This window comes from Metabacillus rhizolycopersici (assembly GCF_020075705.1).
The window spans coordinates 1-19,131 of sequence record NZ_JAIQUM010000023.1 but is presented as its reverse complement, the minus strand read 5'-3'; the positions used below and the strand labels follow the sequence as shown (position 1 = coordinate 19,131).

The window sequence follows — 19,131 nt, the reverse complement described above, 5'->3', positions numbered from 1 at the left end:
ATTCCCCACTGCCTTAAGGCTCGCTTAGAGATGAACCATTACTTAATAGCAATCGACCCTGTTTTGGAGTCTGCGAATAAAGATAGCTTTGGTTCTTGTGCAGTTTTAAACTTAAGCTCTTTTTGGATCGCTTCATTTTTCTCAGATGTTATATTGACATCTTGAAGGCGCGCAGATAACGAACCTAAATTAGATTTCAACTCACCAATGACCTCGCTGCCCTCTGGCATGTTTATAACAATATTCCCCGTTGTTGTTTTCGCATATAATTCTTCACATGCTTTGTCAGCAAATTTTAGCATAAGGTTTCCATTAAAGCTTTGGACATCAACTTTTTCCGCTGATCCATTAAATTGAACGATCCCGCTAATCGTTTCCGCTTCAAGCTTTCCATAGCTTGAGTTCGTAAGCTTAATTTGCCCATTTGCTGTTTCAAATTCACCATTTATTGCATTGATTGCAGAAAAGGAAACAAGACCGTTTGCTGTCTTTACTTTCAGATTGTCTACTTTTAAATCTTCTCCTCTAATTGGGCCATTAAACAGTTTAATCTTAATATGTTCATATTCTTGCTCTGGGATGAACATTGTCACAGTGATTTTCATTGTCTTTTTATCTGTCCGCAGAACAAATTGATTTTCTTCGACAAAGCATTCCAATTCTGTTAAGAACGTCTGCCTTGCCTGGGCCATATTCTCTGCGCGATACACCTTTGCATCACATTCAACGCGAATATCATTCTCATTCCATGGTTGCAGATTCACGCTACCATTTGGAAGGATAATATCAATACCCTGGAACGGAGAGTCTTGAAATTGAAAAATATGTTTTACATCAATTGATTTTCCAAAGTTTAAATCAAGATCAAGTTCTTTAACTCTTTTTACTGCTGTATCGACCCAATCCATGAGCATAGCTCCTAATGACGATTGTTTCTCATTAGACTGATCTGTTTTTTCCTCATAGGGATCACCAATGACCTCTGTTGATAAGGCATTCATTTTCTTTTCTTTTAATTGTTCGTCACTTTCTAATGTTTCTAGTAATATAATAGCCTCATCTGCAGAAAGTTTTCCTTCTTCGACTAGCTTTAAAATTCGTTTTCTTTGTTCTTCCATGTTAATCCTCCCCAATCTCAACGTTTTTTTATAAAAGTAAGGAGACTGAACCTGCTTACTTCCTTTTGTTGACAAATACTGTGAATAGATTAGTATGCAACAGCTATCTGGTGTAGAGTTTACTCTCACCATCCCTCAAGTAAGGGTTATACCTTTCTCCTTCCTTTTAGATGGTGGTGTATCCGTGGATTTTACGACCCGTTCATGCGGGATAAAGCGAGACTTACTTAAGTGGGGGTTTACTGGCCGCTCATGCGGAATACAAAGGGACAATGTGAGAAAAAGATGCCTTTTTCGCAAACTGTTTTACTTTCATGTAACCGAGGATACAGTGAGAATTTCCAGAAATTTTACTGGTCGTTATCCCATGCTTTACTTCTTTCATCTACTATAAGCTTTTTTAGATCTTGAGTTCTACTGCTCATTACGAATCGAATAAGGTGCCACAATTGAAAGTAGGAACAGAGCAAAAAACACATTAAAAAAGTATAAAGATGTGAGTAGTTTAGCACGATGAGCTCATTTCTTTTTCACTTCTTATCTTTCATACGTATGAAAAGAAAAGAAGTTTCATGATTTTGATTCGTAAAAACATGTAGGATGCCGATGTTGGACTTTGACGAGATGACTAAATATAGCGTGTAATCACGATGATGAGGCATTTTTGATTGCGTATCTCTAAGAAGTAATGGTGAATCTGTTTGTATTTCTTATTCTATCATTTTTTCAATAGTAAATTCATTAAAAATGCCCACTTTATTTATATATGTGAGAGAGTAGTGACTTCATTCATTTTTCTGCAAGTGTTTAGCTAATTTTTCAAAAACATGGTGTTCGTTCATCACGCTACAATCAGCTTGCTCGGCAAACAGATCGACTTCTTTGACATTTCTATTGTTGAAAAGCAATTTCGAATAGGTCATAACTAAACATTTCTAGCCACTCTAAAATGTATGAATGTGACTATAATTGTATCGGAATATTCAATTTAATACATGAAAACATTTACATTTTTAGCCATACTAACGAAAAATAAGTAAATAGAATTAGGTGAATCAGGTCATAACTACCAGTTTTCAGAGCAGTGCTATGATCGCTAAAGCACATAGATTTCTGGATTCATTTGAAAAGAGCATCGTAAGGTTCGATGCTCTCTATAAAGTGAGACTTCCATCAGTGGGGGTTTTCTTCATCCCCCACTGATGGTTAGCGAGACTTATCACGCTCAGGAACGCCACATCCTATGGCTTCGCCTGACTTGGACGTCCTGTCCTTCGTCGGATCTTTACGGGCAGTTATCTCCCACTTATCTTCTTTGCTTCTCTTGAATCTTGAAATGGGAGTTTTACTGCCCGTTAAGGTGGGATAAATAAAAAGATTCTACTGGACAATTTCCTCTTTTTCTTTGATCCGTTTTTTCATCCGATCAAGGTCACGTTCAATGACAGGTTTTAAATATTTCCCTGTGTAGGATTGTTCATTGTTCATAATGTCTTCAGGTGTTCCGACGCCGACGATTTGACCGCCTTTGTCCCCACCTTCAGGACCTAAATCAACAAGGTAATCTGCTGTTTTAATGACGTCTAGATTATGTTCAATGACTAAGACGGTATCACCATTTTCCACTAATCTTTGCAGCACCTTTAACAGACGAGCGATGTCATCAACATGAAGACCTGTTGTTGGCTCATCGAGAATGTATAAGGAACGGCCGTTAGATCGTCTATGTAATTCTGAAGCCAGCTTTACCCTTTGTGCTTCTCCACCAGAAAGCGTTGTTGCTGGCTGTCCGAGTGTGATATACCCTAAACCAACGTCAAAGACCGTTTGGAGCTTTCGTTTAATTTTAGGGATATTTTCGAAAAATACGAGGGCATCCTCTACGGTCATTTCAAGAATATCTGAAATGTTTTTCCCTTTATAGACTACCTCTAGTGTTTCACGATTATAGCGTTTCCCATGACAGACTTCACAAGGAACGTACACATCGGGAAGAAAGTGCATTTCAATTTTAATAATTCCGTCGCCACGACATGCTTCACATCGGCCACCCTTTACATTAAAACTAAAGCGGCCTTTTTTATAGCCACGTACCTTCGCTTCATTTGTTGTTGCAAACACATCGCGGATATCATCGAACACACCCGTATAGGTAGCTGGATTCGACCTTGGCGTTCGGCCAATTGGAGATTGATCGATATCGATGACCTTTTCTAGGTGTTCAATTCCTTTTACTTCTTTATGCTCACCAGGCTTGGTTTTTGCTTTATGGAGCTTTTGAGCAAGTGTTTTATGAAGGATTTCATTGACTAGTGTACTTTTCCCAGAACCTGATACACCAGTTACTGCAATAAATGTCCCGAGCGGAAATTTCACACTCACGTTTTTGAGATTATTTTCCTTGGCACCTTTTATTTCAATAAATCGGCCATCAGGCTTTCTCCGTTCAGCCGGAAGTGGGATAAACTTCTTCCCGACTAAATATTGACCTGTTAGTGAGTTTTCATCATTCATCACCTCTTCAGGGGTACCTGCGGAAATGATTTTTCCACCATGAATCCCTGCTCCTGGTCCAATATCAATTAAATAATCTGCTGCAATCATCGTGTCTTCATCATGTTCAACAACGATTAATGTGTTGCCAATATCACGCATACTTTGCATCGTTTGAATAAGCCGATCGTTATCACGTTGATGTAAACCAATCGAAGGCTCATCTAATATGTAAAGAACGCCTGTTAATCGCGACCCAATTTGTGTTGCAAGCCGAATCCGCTGTGCTTCACCACCAGATAGCGTACCTGCAGCACGATTAAGTGTTAAATAATCGAGTCCCACATTATTTAAAAATCCTAAACGCTCACTTATTTCCTTTAAAATCAAGTTAGCAATCGTCATTTCTTTTTCCGATAACGCGATCGAGTCAAAAAAGGCTAAAGACTCTTGCACAGAAAGCTTGGTAATTTCACCGATATGGTTTCCAGCTACTAGAACAGCAAGTGTTTCTTTCTTCAAACGATATCCTTTACAAGCTGGACAATTTTGGTGACCCATGTACTTCTCCATTTGCTCGCGGATAAAGTCTGAACTTGTTTCCTTATAGCGGCGGGCAACATTATGAACGACGCCTTCAAATTGAATATAATTTTCTCTAATTTGCCCAAAATCATTTTCATAGCGGAAGTAAATCTCTTCGCCATCACTACCAAACAAGATTTTATCAAGCATCGGCTTCGGAATATCCTTGACAGGTATATCCATATCAATTCCATAATGTGTACAGATGGCATTAAGTAGCTGCGGATAATATTGGGAGCTTGTCGATTCCCAAGGTGCAATCGCATTTTGATGAAGAGATAGGTCTTTATTTGGAATAACAAGCTCTAAATCAACCTCTAGCTTTGATCCAAGGCCGTCACAGCTCGGGCATGCACCAAATGGACTATTAAAGGAAAACATTCTTGGTTCAAGTTCACCAATGGAAAAACCACAATGTGGGCAGGCATGATGCTCACTAAACAGTAGCTCCTCTTCCCCGATAACGTCGATAATTACGCGACCCTCACCTAGTCTTAACGCTGATTCAAGTGAATCGGCTAAGCGAGACGCCACACCTTCTTTAACAACAATTCGGTCAATTACAACTTCAATTGAATGCTTTTTGTTTTTCTCTAATTCTATTTCATCAGATAGCTCCTGCATCTGGCCATCGACACGAACCCGCACATATCCTTGCTTTTTAATGTCCTCAAATACCTTTACGTGCGTCCCTTTTCTTCCTGAGACAACAGGTGCGAGAACTTGTAGCTTTGTACGCTCAGGATATTCTAAAATTCGATCGACCATTTGTTCAATCGTTTGCGATGAAATTTCGATCCCATGTGTTGGACAGATTGGTCGACCTACTCTTGCATATAAAAGACGTAAGTAATCATAGATTTCTGTTACCGTTCCTACTGTTGAACGGGGATTTCTACTTGTTGTTTTTTGATCAATTGAAATCGCTGGTGACAATCCTTCAATAGCATCGACATCAGGCTTATCCATTTGTCCTAAAAATTGGCGCGCATATGCTGATAACGATTCAACATAACGGCGTTGTCCTTCCGCATAAATGGTGTCAAAGGCTAGGGAGGATTTTCCCGAACCTGATAGCCCAGTTAACACAACAAGCTTATCCCGCGGAATGGTCACATCAATATTTTTTAAGTTGTGAGCACGTGCTCCTTTCACAACGATATGTTCCATTGCCATACTCGTTTCACCCTTCCGCTTTTAGCTCTAAAATTAAATCGCGCAATTCAGCTGCACGTTCGAAGTTCAATGCCTTCGCCGCTTCCTTCATTTCGCTTTCCATGTCTAAAATGACTTTGTCTCGTTCTTTTTTCGTCATTTTTGACAGTTTCTTCGTTACGGATGTACTGTAATCTTCTTGCTCCTCTGCCGCCATCGTCGCACGGATCACATCGCGAATTTCTTTTTGAATCGTTTGTGGTGTGATGCCATGTTTTTCGTTATAGGCCTGTTGGATTTCACGACGCCTTTTTGTTTCATTAATGGCGAGCTCCATTGAGTTTGTCATCTTATCTGCATACATAATCACATGGCCTTCCGCATTACGTGCTGCACGACCCATTGTTTGAATAAGCGAACGTTCTGATCGTAAAAATCCTTCTTTATCAGCATCAAGTATTGCCACTAATGAGACTTCTGGAATATCTAATCCTTCCCTTAAGAGGTTAATTCCAACAAGCACGTCATATGTTCCCATTCGGAGCTCTCGTAAAATTTCAATCCGCTCTAGTGTTTTGATTTCGGAATGCAAATAATTTACCTTTATCCCAATTTCTTTTAAATAATCCGTCAAATCTTCAGACATTTTTTTCGTTAACGTCGTAATGAGTACGCGTTGATTTTTTTCTACCCGAGCTTGGATTTCCCCAATTAAATCATCGATTTGTCCTTCAATTGGACGGACGTCAATCGTTGGGTCTAGCAAACCTGTTGGTCGAATAATTTGCTCAATCATCTCTGGCGTATGTTCCATTTCATACGGTCCAGGTGTAGCAGAAACAAAGACAATGTTTTCAATATGGCTTTCAAATTCCGCAAAACGGAGCGGACGATTATCCAATGCTGATGGCAAACGAAAACCATGATCGACTAATACCTGTTTACGCGCCTGGTCACCATTAAACATCCCCCTAATTTGCGGGATTGTCACATGCGACTCATCTACGACAATTAAAGAATCGTCTGGAAAATAATCGAGCAATGTATAGGGTGTTGATCCAGGTGGACGCAGGGTTAGATGACGTGAATAGTTTTCAATTCCCGAACAAAAGCCCATCTCTCTCATCATCTCTAAATCATATCTCGTTCTTTGCTCAAGACGCTGCGCTTCAAGAAGCTTGCCCTTTTCACGCATTTCCGCTAATTGCACCTCAAGCTCTGCTTCAATGTTAGTAATCGCAATTTCCATCTTTTCTTCTCTCGTTACGAAGTGGGATGCAGGGAAAATCGCCACATGCTCGCGCTCAGCTAAAATCTCACCTGTTAACGCATCAACCTCACGAATCCGATCGATTTCATCACCAAAAAACTCGACACGAATGCATTGCTCATCTCGAGAAGCAGGGAAGATCTCAACAACATCACCGCGTACACGGAATGTTCCTCTTCGGAAGTCGATATCATTTCGTTCATATTGAACGTCTACTAGTTTTCTTAATAATTGGTTACGCTCAATTTCCATGCCTGTTCTCAAGCTGACAACAAGCTCTTTATATTCCTCTGGAGAACCGAGGCCATAGATACAAGAAACACTAGCTATGACAATGACGTCATTACGCTCGAACAAAGACGATGTAGCTGAGTGACGAAGCTTATCGATTTCATCATTAATGCTTGCGTCTTTTTCAATAAATGTATCCGTTTGTGGAACATATGCCTCTGGCTGAAAATAATCGTAATAACTAACGAAATACTCAACCGCATTATTCGGGAAAAAATCTTTAAACTCACTATATAGCTGTCCCGCTAACGTTTTATTATGTGCAATAACCAAGGTCGGTTTATTTACTTGTTTTATCAAATTTGAAACAGTAAAGGTTTTACCTGTTCCAGTTGCACCTAGCAATGTTTGCTGTTTCTTTCCTTGCTGGATTCCTTCGACCAGTGCCTCGATTGCTTTAGGTTGATCACCTTGTGGCTTGTATTTTGAGATCAATTCAAATTGCTCACTCACATATAAACCTCCATTCAGAGAGTTTTCCTATAAATAGTTTACCACATTTCAATAGAACATTACCAAAAATACGAACTATAGTTCGTGTTTTTTTACATTATGATGAAAGCCCGCCTAAAAAACAGGGCAAATCCTCTGATAAATATGAGGTTTTTAAAATAATCTAGCAACTTTGGGGCTTAATCTTGCAACTTTGGATAAAAATCTAGCAACTTCACAAGATAATCTTGCAACTCTCATCTTTCTAGTAATATACCTACTTTTTCAGGCACTCAAATCTCTTACGCAAAAAAGGCTAACTCCGAAGAATTAGCCTTTCCATTATCTTTATGATGTAACACCTTGATAGTCGTTTTCCTCTAAAAGGTCGACTAGTTCGATTTCCTTTTGATTTTCCAAGAAGTATCTTAATGTGAATTCATTTTCGAATAGCACGGCATACGCACCATAGCGGTCACGAACGAGCATGCTTCTTGAATCAAAGAATCGTTTTTCAAATTTTTCGCTTTTAATCCAACGTGGAATTCTTTCCCCAAGAGCTGTGAATTCAATGTCAACATTGTATTCAGCCTTCATTCGGTACTCAAATACTTCAAACTGAAGCTGACCAACTGCACCAAGGATCATCGAATCATTTAGTTCCTGTCTAAATAACTGAATCGCACCTTCTTGCACAAGTTGTTCGATTCCTTTTCTAAATTGCTTCGACTTCATGACGTTTTTCGCTTGAACTCGTTTGAATAGTTCTGGCGGGAATTGTGGAAGCTCTTCGTAGTGATACTGAGCTTTTCCTTCAACTAATGTATCACCGATTTGATAAATATTTGGATCATAGATACCGATGATATCGCCTGGATAGGCTACGTCCACGGTATCGCGATCCTTCGCCATGAAGGCTTGCGTTTGGTTAAGCTTAATTGTTTTATTCGTGCGACTAAGGTTCACACTCATTCCACGCTCAAACTTTCCTGAACACACACGGAAAAAAGCAATCCGGTCACGGTGTGCTGGATTCATATTTGCTTGAATTTTGAAGATATAACCTGAGAATTGATCCTTCTCTGGCTCTACCAGGCCTTGATCTGTTTTACGTGGCTGTGGTTGTGCCGCAAATTGGAGGAACGTATCAAAAAAAGTCTGAACCCCGAAATTTGCTAGAGCACTACCAAAAAATACAGGAGTTAGTTCCCCATTTTTTACACGTTCAGGTGAAAATTCATTTCCAGCCTCTTCAAGAAGTTCAATTTCACCTAATGTATCTTGGTAGACAGGTTCATCTTCTAACCCATGGTTTGCGATTTCACTAATCGGGAAAATTTCTTCTTCCTCATCACCTTTAAAACGGACAAATTGATCATTAAAACGATCGTAAATACCTAAAAATCGTTTTCCGCTACCAACTGGCCAATTCATTGGGTATGACTCGATCCCAAGCACTTCTTCAATTTCTGCAAGTAGTTCTAGTGGATCTCTACCTTCACGATCTAATTTATTGATAAATGTAAAAATTGGAATACCTCTCATGCGACACACTTTAAAAAGCTTGATCGTTTGTGGCTCTACACCTTTTGTTGAATCGATAATCATCACAACACTATCAACCGCTGTTAATGTTCGATACGTGTCTTCACTAAAATCTTCATGTCCAGGTGTATCCAAAATATTGACATGAAATTCATGATATGGGAAGCTCATGACACTAGACGTAACAGAAATTCCCCGTTTTTTCTCAATCTCCATCCAGTCTGACGCGGCAAATTTACCTGATTTTTTTCCTTTTACAGTCCCTGTCGAACGAATAATTTGTCCGAAATATAATAGCTTTTCTGTTAACGTAGTTTTACCAGCATCAGGGTGGGAGATGATGGCAAACGTACGACGTTTATTTATTTCCTGTTGTAAGCTCATTAGCAATAACCTCTTTTTATAGAATTCGTGTTCTAAATATACTATAAAGACGACGAAAGAACAATTTGTTATCTCTAGGTTTATATATATTCCATCCCTATTTAGAATGGTCAAATTTTTTCGCGAATTATGTGTATAGCTCGTGTGACAGCAATAGTATTTGCAATCGTGCCCGCAAGCAATCACCTTTACGACGTAAACATTCACCGAGGTCGGTTCATCCAAATATTTCAACTCAACTAGTAAATGCCCTAATAAAAAAACAGGAGTCCAAGTCGACCCCTGTTTTTCATCTTCAAGTTCGTTTCAATTTACGGCTCCGGTCATTCATTCTCTCCTCAGAATAGACCATTTCCCATGTACTTTTGTAACGATATTTCTTTCCCCATATTTGAATAAGCATCTTAAATCCAATAATAAGGCTTAATAATAAAAGAACAACAATTAGAAATAATAGATTACTCATGACCTTTCCCCCAATCTTCCTTGTACATATATGTATATGCCCATTCAAAGGAAACATGCGCGTCATTTCGTTAATCTGGGCTCAAGTTACAATTGTTCTTGATTAAAATAATGAACGAAAGGGACCTGACTTATTAAAGTCAGATCCCCATCTTGATAGCTTATTCTTCTTCAACTAATGATTTTTTTCGACGAAGCTTACTTATTAACTCATAAACAATCGGTACGATCACTAGTGTTAAGAGCGTTGAACTGACTAGACCACCAATAACGGTTACTCCAAGCCCTTTAGAAATCATCCCACTGCCTTCAAGACCTAATGCTAATGGAATTAATGCGCCAATTGTTGCAAGAGCTGTCATTAGAATTGGGCGAAGACGGGTTGTTCCAGCTTCTAATAATGCTTCACGCGTACTTAGACCTTGTTTTTCCATATTGATGACACGGTCAATTAACACAATCGCGTTCGTAACAACGATACCGATTAGCATTAATGCACCCATCATCGCATTGACACTCAATGTTTCACCTGCGATCCATAAACCAACAAGCGCACCGATAATCGTGAATGGTAATGAGAACAGAATCGCAAATGGTGCCAAGCCACCACCAAATGTAACAACAAGAATGAAATACACAATCGCGATAGCTGCTAACATCGCAAGACCTAACTGTGTGAATGATTCTTGAATATCCTCTGTTACTCCACCCATATTGACTTCAATTGAAGATGGCACATCTAAATCATCCACTTCTGCTTGAACATCTGTTGATACTTTCGCAACATCATCAGTCTTAATGTTTCCTGAAACCTGAACGTAGATTTTGCCGTCACGTCTTGTAACAGTATTAGATGTTTCACCTTCGTTAACATCGACAACGTCCTTAATCTTCACTTCTGTTCCAAGTGGTGATTGAATCGTTTTATCTGTTAAATCAGTTAAAGTATCAATTGACTCTTCCACTTGAAGGTACACATTAAGTTCTTTTCCATCCTTTTCAACCTTTGTTAAAATAGGACGTTCTCTCGTTGGACTTAGCTCCATCCCGATTTGTGCTGCCGATAATCCAAGCTTACTTAGCTTTTCTTGATCTGCCACAAATGTAAATTCATCATATGTTTCCGATATACTTGACTCGACTTTTTCAAGTGAATCATGACTCTCCATGATTTTTTGAATGTCTTTTACAACAGGTTCAATTTCTTCCATGCTATTTCCATAAACATACATCGTAATTGCGTTACTTGAGCCTGTAGACATAAAGTCTTGTGATTTCCACTCACCGCCACCACTTACGGTAGCTTTCAAATCTTCAATAACCTTTTCCTTTTCTTCACCAAAGTTTGGTGTATCATCCTCATATTCTATAAAGAAAACGGCACTATTTGTATCACCAGGATTCATTGGATTTTCACTACCTAATGAATACTGAACTGTTTTTACATTTTCTCTCTCGATAAAGAAATCTTCGGCAATTTCTGTCTGTTTTTCAGCTTGTTCCCTCGTTTCACCGGGTTCTGGTGAATAAGTAACCATCAACATTTTTTCTTCATCAGACGATAGGAAGCTTACCCCAATAACCGGAATAAGGAATAAACTACCGACTAACATGACGATTGCAATCGCTGATGTAATGAATTTATGATTTAACGACCAGTTTAAAATGGAACGATATGCCCCAGTAAACTTCCCTGGTTTGTGTGCATCGTGTTTCACTTTCATGCCTTCACCATAGAGGTTTTTCTTAAATAAACTGTGCGCCATCATCGGCACAATCGTAACCGCTACTAATAATGATGCTAAAAGCGCAAATACCATCGTTAACGCGAATGGTAAGAATAATTCACCAATCATACCTTTAACAAGTGCTAACGGTAAGAATACCGCAATCGTAACAATTGTAGATGACATAATCGGTATAAACATTTCCTTTGTTGCCTCACGAACCAACACTTTTCCTTTTAAAGGTTCTCCCTTAAGAGCCATTCTTCGGTAAATGTTTTCAATAACAACGATGGAATCATCAACGACACGACCAATGGCAACTGTCATTGCGCCTAACGTCATCATGTTAAGTGTAATATCCATTTGATTTAAGATGATAATCGCAATTAATAAAGATAATGGGATTGAAATAATCGATATTAATGTTGATTTAATATCTCTTAAAAATAAGAGAATAATCACAACGGCGAAAAGTGCTCCAAACACAGCTTTACTCAGCATTGTGTGGACAGACTCTTCAATTGGTGTTGCTTGATCGAGTGTATAAACAACATCTAAGCCTTTTATTTCATCTTCAAACGTAGCTAATTCTTCCTTTACTCCATTTGCTACATCAACAGTATTCGCATCTGCTGCTTTCACAATTTGAATACCAATTGCTTTTTTACCATTTGTTTTTGAAATCGACTCAGCTTTTCCGACTAATTTGATCTCAGCAATTTCTGATAGCTTTATAGTCGGAAGTTCAAGTGCTTGACTACCAGCCGCACCCTGACCTGACTGTGGAGTCATATTAGCAGCTTGATTTCCTTGCATTGCCTCTTGACCTGCTCCTGTATTAGCAGGCATTACTGGAATTTCTAAATTTTTCAAATCATCGATTGTTACGATGTTACCATCAACAACAACTGATTTCTCTGTATCATCTAATGTGAATACGCCTAGTGGGAATGTCACGTCAGCACCCTTAATCAGGTTTTGCACGGTTTCCTTATCCAGCCCATATTCCTTCATTTTTTCATCATTAAATGTAAATTCTACTTCCTCAATTTGTTGTCCAGCTATTTGAACAGACGCTACACCATCGACACCTTTCAAAGCGGGAAGAATTTGTTCTTCAACAGTTGAGGTAAGTTCTGTCAATGATTGATCGTCATTTGCGATACTAAGGGCAAGAATTGGAAAGGCATTTAAGCTTATTCTTGTAACAGAAGGCTCATTTGCTCCTTCAGGTAATTCAATGTTTTCTATTGCACGTTTTAGTTCGTCCTCTGCTTTATCCATATTTTTTTCGAAACCATATTCTATCTGAATGGATGACGCATTTTGTAAGGAGTTTGAGCTTACAACATTAACTCCATTTAGATTTTGAACGACTTGCTCAATTGGCTCTGAAACATGCTCTGCTACATCTTCAGGTGTTGCCCCTGGATATACTGTTGTTATTGATATAATAGGAGTCGTAATATTCGGTATCGTCTCCTGCTTCATTGTTAATCCAGCATACAATCCAGCTATCGTTATAATAATCGTCAGAAGCCATACTGCAAACTTGTTTCGTAAGACAAAATTAATTATGCTATTCATATTATCCCCCAACTCATTTAAGTTCAATTGACTTATCGGTCACAATAATTAACAATATAAATGACCATGCGTTCATAGTCAACATTTTCGAAAATTATATGATATTAATTTTTTGTAAATGTGAACAGGTGATGATAATAGGATAGTATTCCCAGCTAATGAACTTTCATTTACTATCGATTACTACATGAGAGCTTCATTCGTTGAACAATAAAAATAGATAAAAAACTCTAAAAGGTGATAAAGATGAAGGAAAAAGAAAAGAAGATTATTGAGGCGGGAATCAGTCTTTTTGCTAAAAAAGGCTATTCATCGACTTCAATTCAAGAAATTGTTGATTCTTGTGGAATGTCAAAGGGTGCATTTTATCTTTATTTTAAATCAAAAGAGTCGTTATTGCTTGCAGCCTTTAAATATCAATTCCAATCCATACAATTTACACTAGACTCACTATTAACAAAAGATTTAACACCACGAGAAATGTTTATAGCCCAGTTAGAAATGCAATTTAACCAAATTCACAAAAACAAAGACTTTATTATTATGTTAACTCGTGAACAAACGATTCCGCTTAATCCTGAAATTGAGGAGTTCATTCGAAAAATTAATCATGAGATGGGAAGCTCATATCAGACGTCACTACTAAATATGTATGGCGATAAAAAAATTGATCATTATTTTTATGACTTAAACATGATTCTTCAAGGAATTGTTCAAGCCTATATAAAGCTGGTCATCTTTGATAAAGTAAACATTGATTTCCACAAACTATCAGTATTTATTTTAAAAAGAATCGACGACTTAGTTACAGGTTTTACACAGTCAACCGAAGAACCTATCTTAACAAATGATTTTGTTAATAAAATGTCTGAACTTTACCCAGAACCTACTAAAGAGGATATAATAAGACAAATAAAAATCGCCAAAAATAAAGGCGAGCATGAGGACATCATCGTTACACTTGATGTATTAATTGAAGAAATTGAAATGGATGCACCTAGAATTCCAGTTATACAGGGCATGCTAGGTAATTTAAAGGATGAACCTACTCTGCAATATTTGAAAACCATGATCGAGACGTTTTTTAATCGTGTAAAGGATTAGCTTTGATTATTAGGTATTCCAAAATTAAGAATTACTATTTCACACACTTTCATCAACAGAACATATATTCGTATGATAGTATTGTAACAAAAAAGTATCTTATGTACCAGATGTGAACGAAAACTTTTCCGGAAAAATATCTTTCTTCCCCCACCTAGCCGCTATCACGTCTTAAGGATGGGGGATTTTCTCCATTCCTATCTTTGAGAATCTCTTGACGATTAAAAAACATTCTTGCTATTCTAAGTCCATTGCTGAGTACCGTCATTTGGCGAGACTCCTGTGCTTTACACACTCTGTTCCCCAGAACAATGCACTTTTTTTAAATATCAATTCGTTTTTGCAATCAATAAATCTAAAATTTTATACACTTTGTTCCATCCTAATCGTTGGAGGGTTTTATTTGAATGTTATAGTAAACAAATTTAAGAAAATGACTTACAAACAAATGATTTTGTACTTCATAATAGCACTTTGTTTTGCCGTCTCTGTTTTTTTTGTTAATCACAATTACTCATTCTATGAACGTTCAATAGCTGAAGTAATCAAAACAAATCTGGAAGATACTACTGAAATTACTGATATATATGATAATGAAGATCATCTATTCACTCAGCATATAATAGCCAAATTAAAAAATGGAGAAGAAAAAGGACAGCTTATCCATTTAACTAATAAGTATTCATCATCCGGAGCTTATGATCAAGAATACCGTGTTGGAAATGAATTGTTTGTTTTAATAGATACAAACACAGAGGAAAGTACAGTTTTAACTGGTACCATAAAAGACGTAAAACGCGATAAACAAGTTTTGATTATCGCGTGGATTTTTATCTTTACTTTACTTATCGTTGGAAAAAAACAAGGACTGTTTTCTATTATAAGTTTGGCAGTCAATGGCGTTTTGTTGTCATATGCATTAGATGTGTTTATTAATAAATCAAACATAAGTTTGTTATTGATATGCAGTATCAGTGTTATTATCTTCACTGTCATTTCTTTGTTACTCGTTAACGGTTTGAATGAAAAAACATATGCAGCTATTGTTGCGACCATTTTAGGAACGTTTATTTCACTATTAATTACCTATCTTGTTATGTGGTTAACTGCAGAAAAAGGCCTTCGATATGAAGAAATGCAATTTCTAACTCGTCCTTATCAAATGGTGTTTATGGCAGGTGTATTACTCGGATCTTTAGGAGCCGTAATGGATGTGGCTATTACAATGTCTTCTTCTATCTTTGGGTTGTATGAAAATAATAGCAACATACCAGTAAAAGCACTCAAAGCTTCAGGATTGGATATTGGAAAAGATATTATGGGAACCATGACAAATATTTTGTTTTTTGCCTATATAAGTGGTTCCATTCCTATGCTTGTTTTGTATTTGAAGAATGGTTCTCCATTGGCGTATACCCTTTCCATGAACCTTTCATTGGAATTAGCTCGAGCCTTAGCTGGTGGTATTGGAATCGTGTTAACGATACCGATTGGTCTATATACGACTATCTTTTTTGTTAATCGAAAGAGGGCAAGAACATGAATGTATTAGTGATACTGGGAGCGATTTTATTTATATTGATGATCCTTATTGGTGGAAAAAAAGGAGCACGGTCTTTTATTGCTCTATTCTTAAACTTTGGTGTACTCTTTCTTACCATACTTTTTATGACAGATCCAACTGTTGATCCGATTGTCTTAACATTGATTGCATCTATAGTGATTAGCTGTATTACGCTATTTTATATTAATGAAGTGAACCGCAAAACAATAACAGCATTCATTTCTACTATGATCACAATTGTTATTTTACTCCTTTTTATTCTCATCATGACAGAAAATGCTATGATTCAGGGATTTGGTGAAGAAGAAGCAGAAGAGCTTAGTATCTTTTCCCTTTATATTGGAGTGGATTTTGTTAAAATTGGAGCTGCCGTGATTATTATGAGTACAATCGGTGCAATTACTGATGTTGCGATTGCCATTGCATCTCCCATGCGCGAAATATTGAATCATAATCCACTTATTAGCAGGAAAGAATTATTTAAATTTGGATTAAGTATTGGGAAGGATATTTTAGGAACAAATACGAATACGTTATTTTTTGCTTTCTTTGGAGGCTATTTAGGGTTACTGATATGGTTTAAAGATTTATCTTATCCTATTGGAACCATCGTAAATTCAAAAGTATTTAGTGCTGAAATGATCACGATATTTTGTGCCGGAATTGGTATAGCTCTGATTATTCCAATTACTTCTTGGATAACTGCCTATTTTTTTGTAAAAGCAAGAGACAATAACGTTGAATAAGCTTTATGACAGTAAAGCGAAAACAACTTTGTTTACATTTTTGAATATAACTAAAATAATGAGTCGAGTATTGGATTTCAATGCTCGACTCATTATTCTTCGCACGCGATTCGTTATAAGTATAAACCATCCACTATATCGGCCAATTTCCTAGAAAAAAGCACTGTGACAATAACATCGCCACCTTCCAGTAACTGAATCTCTTTAATTTTCTGCTTACTTAGAATAGAGGTACATTACTTTAGAAAAGCGCCGAATTATTGAACAAGAAAAGCATATTTTTTCTTTATGAGTTATCTTAAGGGCGAGTTCTTATTAGTAATTTCCTTATTTGACAAATGATGTATTTGATAATTTAAATTAACAAAAACACCTTATGTTGCCATGTAAGGCTATAAACATAAGGTGTTCTTAGAATAACTTTAGATAGTAACAACAATAATTTCTACATGGTACCAAAAAATTATAGTCAAGGCTTCTAAGTATCATTGTTAATATTATTTTAAATAATTTATCACCAAATCATAAACCTTTGATTCAATATCTGTAAGATGATTTTCCTCAAGTTTATTTTTGGGGTGTGGATTAAACCATTGGATTTCTCCATTATGGAAAAGTCCTTGATAGTCGTATCCATGTATTTTCAGTTTAAACTGATGACGTTCATGAATTTGTCCCTCAAATAAAGATTTTACTTTAAAATCTTGCTGTAAGTGATTTGTCATCAAGTCACTTACCTTTGATTCAATATCTACAAGGTGATCTTTCTTAAGTTTATTTTTAGGTGTGGATTAAACCATTGGATTTCTTCATCATGGAAAAGACCTTGGTAATGATACCCATGTATTTTTAGCTTAAACTGATGACGTTCATGAACTTGCCCTTCAAACAATGGTTTTACTTCAAATTTTGCAAACATCATAACAACCTCCCAAAATTCACTTAAGATTTGTCTTAAATTTTCATTTATGGTTCGTTGTTTATAATGATAACTATAATAAATGAAAATTCAGTTACACCAATGTTAAAATTTGATGAGAATAACCTACATTGTTCTCTCAGTCTCACTTAAACTTATTTACTTATACAGTAATTATATAAAACTACTAATGTAAATCTAATTCACATAATGATGCTAGTATATTTTCAGTTAACCTAATCAGATATTATAAGAACGGAAACCAATTCATCAAAAATTCAGGACTAAAAAATAGTGCTTATGGATGTTGGGTTAAAAATACTATTTTGGTAATATTTAATATATAAAGCGAGACTTCCATCAGTGGGGGTTTTCCTTATCCCCCACTGATGGATAGCGAGACTTATCGGGCTTTTACGGGCAGTTATCCCCCACCTTCGCCTCTTTGTGATTCACTCAAGCTTAGATGTGGGGATATTACTACCCGTTAATGCGGGATAAAACATCTTTAGTTCCCCTCATATTAAACGTACAAATATAAATAATATTCTAACAAGGAGAAATACTAATGAATCGCAGAAAATTTTACTATTCTTTTTTATCAGCATCATTATGTCTTACATTAGCTGCATGTTCGACTGGAAATACACAAACACTAGTTCAGGAATCAAAGGAAACGAAACCTGTAGCTGAGAATCATCAAACTCACTGGTCCTACGAAGGAAAAACAGGACCTGAACATTGGGGAGAACTTGATCCGGCTTTTTCTGCATGTGTAAATGGAGCAGAACAATCTCCAATTAATATTGAGATTTCTCAAATAAATCCAAACAAAGAATTGGATAAAATCGACATTAATTATCAACCGACTAAATTCACTTTAATGAATAACGGACATACGATTCAGGCGAATTTTAAAGCTGAAAATAATTCTATTATATTGGATGGAACTACATATAATCTCGTTCAATTTCATTTTCATACTCCAAGTGAACACCAATTCAATGGGAAAAACTTCGATATGGAACTTCACTTAGTACATAAAAATGATACAGGGAATCTTGCTGTTCTAGGGATTATGATCAAAGAAGGAAAAGAAAACGAAGCGTTATCGAATATATGGTCGAACCTTCCGGAAAAAGAAACAGAAAAAGATATAGAATTAAATACAACGGTGAATTTACCTAGTTTACTTCCTAACGATCAGAAATCGTTTATTTACAACGGATCTTTAACAACTCCGCCTTGTACGGAAGAAGTAAAATGGATTGTATTGGAGCAGCCAATCGAAATGGCTAGAGAACAAATAGATGCTTTCCAAAAAATTTTCTCTGATAATCATCGTCCAGTCCAACCATTGAATGACCGTGAAGTAACTAAACAATAAAGTGAGACTTCCATCAGTGGGGGTTTTCTTTATCCCCCACTGATGGTTAGCGAGACTTATCGGATCTTTACGGGCAGTTATCTCCCTCTCCCACTTATCTTCTTTGCTTCTCTCGAATCTTGAAGTCGGAGTTTTACTGCCCGTTAAGGTGGGATAAAAGTAACTGAGCCTAAAGTATCGGGATCAATACTCTATACAAACCTAGTTAACACAATCACAATTATAGACAATAAAAACATTCATGATCTCTCGCTCTCAACCTAGGAATGAAAATAGGTTCTTCATTCCATAATGTAGATACCGCAGATAGTGAGTATATAACGTATCCTTTATTGGTGGTTTTACCCTGTACTGAAAAC

Annotated in this window: 12 protein-coding genes; 4 read left to right on the top strand and 8 right to left on the bottom strand. The window is 36.8% G+C overall.

The features are described from left to right. Positions 1–38 precede the first annotated feature (38 nt). The 6 genes from K9V48_RS11890 to K9V48_RS11865 form a co-directional block, all read right to left on the bottom strand. Positions 39–1,118, bottom strand: coding sequence for a DUF4097 family beta strand repeat-containing protein (locus K9V48_RS11890; RefSeq protein WP_224139213.1), 1,080 nt, complete (start codon positions 1,116–1,118; stop codon positions 39–41). 1,380 nt (positions 1,119–2,498) lie between these two features. After that, positions 2,499–5,372 (bottom strand): excinuclease ABC subunit UvrA, encoded by a 2,874-nt coding sequence (uvrA, locus tag K9V48_RS11885; protein WP_224139212.1) that lies wholly within the window; start codon positions 5,370–5,372, stop codon positions 2,499–2,501. A 7-nt stretch (positions 5,373–5,379) separates the two neighbouring features. Next, positions 5,380–7,365, bottom strand: coding sequence for an excinuclease ABC subunit UvrB (gene uvrB / locus K9V48_RS11880; RefSeq protein WP_224139211.1), 1,986 nt, complete (start codon positions 7,363–7,365; stop codon positions 5,380–5,382). 327 nt (positions 7,366–7,692) lie between these two features. Beyond that, positions 7,693–9,273, bottom strand: coding sequence for a peptide chain release factor 3 (locus tag K9V48_RS11875; protein WP_224139210.1), 1,581 nt, complete (start codon positions 9,271–9,273; stop codon positions 7,693–7,695). A 295-nt stretch (positions 9,274–9,568) separates the two neighbouring features. After that, a complete protein-coding gene (locus tag K9V48_RS11870; RefSeq protein WP_224139209.1) occupies positions 9,569–9,739 on the bottom strand; it encodes a hypothetical protein in 171 nt (56 codons plus the stop codon). A 160-nt stretch (positions 9,740–9,899) separates the two neighbouring features. Beyond that, positions 9,900–13,052: an efflux RND transporter permease subunit gene (locus K9V48_RS11865; RefSeq protein ID WP_224139208.1), complete on the bottom strand. Its 3,153-nt coding sequence runs from the start codon at positions 13,050–13,052 to the stop codon at positions 9,900–9,902. A gap of 246 nt (positions 13,053–13,298) precedes the next feature. Between K9V48_RS11865 and K9V48_RS11860 the strand changes: the two genes are divergently transcribed. The 3 genes from K9V48_RS11860 (at position 13,299) to K9V48_RS11850 (ending at position 16,466) form a co-directional block, all read left to right on the top strand. After that, positions 13,299–14,156, top strand: coding sequence for a TetR/AcrR family transcriptional regulator (locus K9V48_RS11860; protein ID WP_224139207.1), 858 nt, complete (start codon positions 13,299–13,301; stop codon positions 14,154–14,156). Positions 14,157–14,559: 403 nt separating this feature from the next. Then, the gene (locus tag K9V48_RS11855) at positions 14,560–15,699 is read left to right on the top strand and encodes a YibE/F family protein (RefSeq protein WP_410429697.1); all 1,140 of its coding nucleotides are present in this window, start codon (positions 14,560–14,562) and stop codon (positions 15,697–15,699) included. Then, positions 15,696–16,466, top strand: a complete 771-nt coding sequence (locus tag K9V48_RS11850) for a YibE/F family protein (RefSeq protein ID WP_224139206.1) — start codon at positions 15,696–15,698, stop codon at positions 16,464–16,466. The genes K9V48_RS11855 and K9V48_RS11850 overlap by 4 nt, the downstream gene beginning before the upstream one ends. 497 nt (positions 16,467–16,963) lie before the next feature. On the opposite strand, the gene K9V48_RS11845 is transcribed toward K9V48_RS11850, so the two are convergent. Further along, on the bottom strand, positions 16,964–17,191 hold the full coding sequence (locus tag K9V48_RS11845; RefSeq protein WP_224139205.1) for a hypothetical protein: 228 nt from the start codon (positions 17,189–17,191) through the stop codon (positions 16,964–16,966). Between the two features lie 26 nt (positions 17,192–17,217). Then, on the bottom strand, positions 17,218–17,385 hold the full coding sequence (locus K9V48_RS11840) for a hypothetical protein (protein WP_224139204.1): 168 nt from the start codon (positions 17,383–17,385) through the stop codon (positions 17,218–17,220). Between the two features lie 568 nt (positions 17,386–17,953). Between K9V48_RS11840 and K9V48_RS11835 the strand changes: the two genes are divergently transcribed. Further along, entirely contained in the window at positions 17,954–18,772 is an 819-nt protein-coding gene (locus K9V48_RS11835) for a carbonic anhydrase (RefSeq protein ID WP_224139203.1), read from the top strand. The last annotated feature ends 359 nt before the right edge of the window (positions 18,773–19,131 follow it).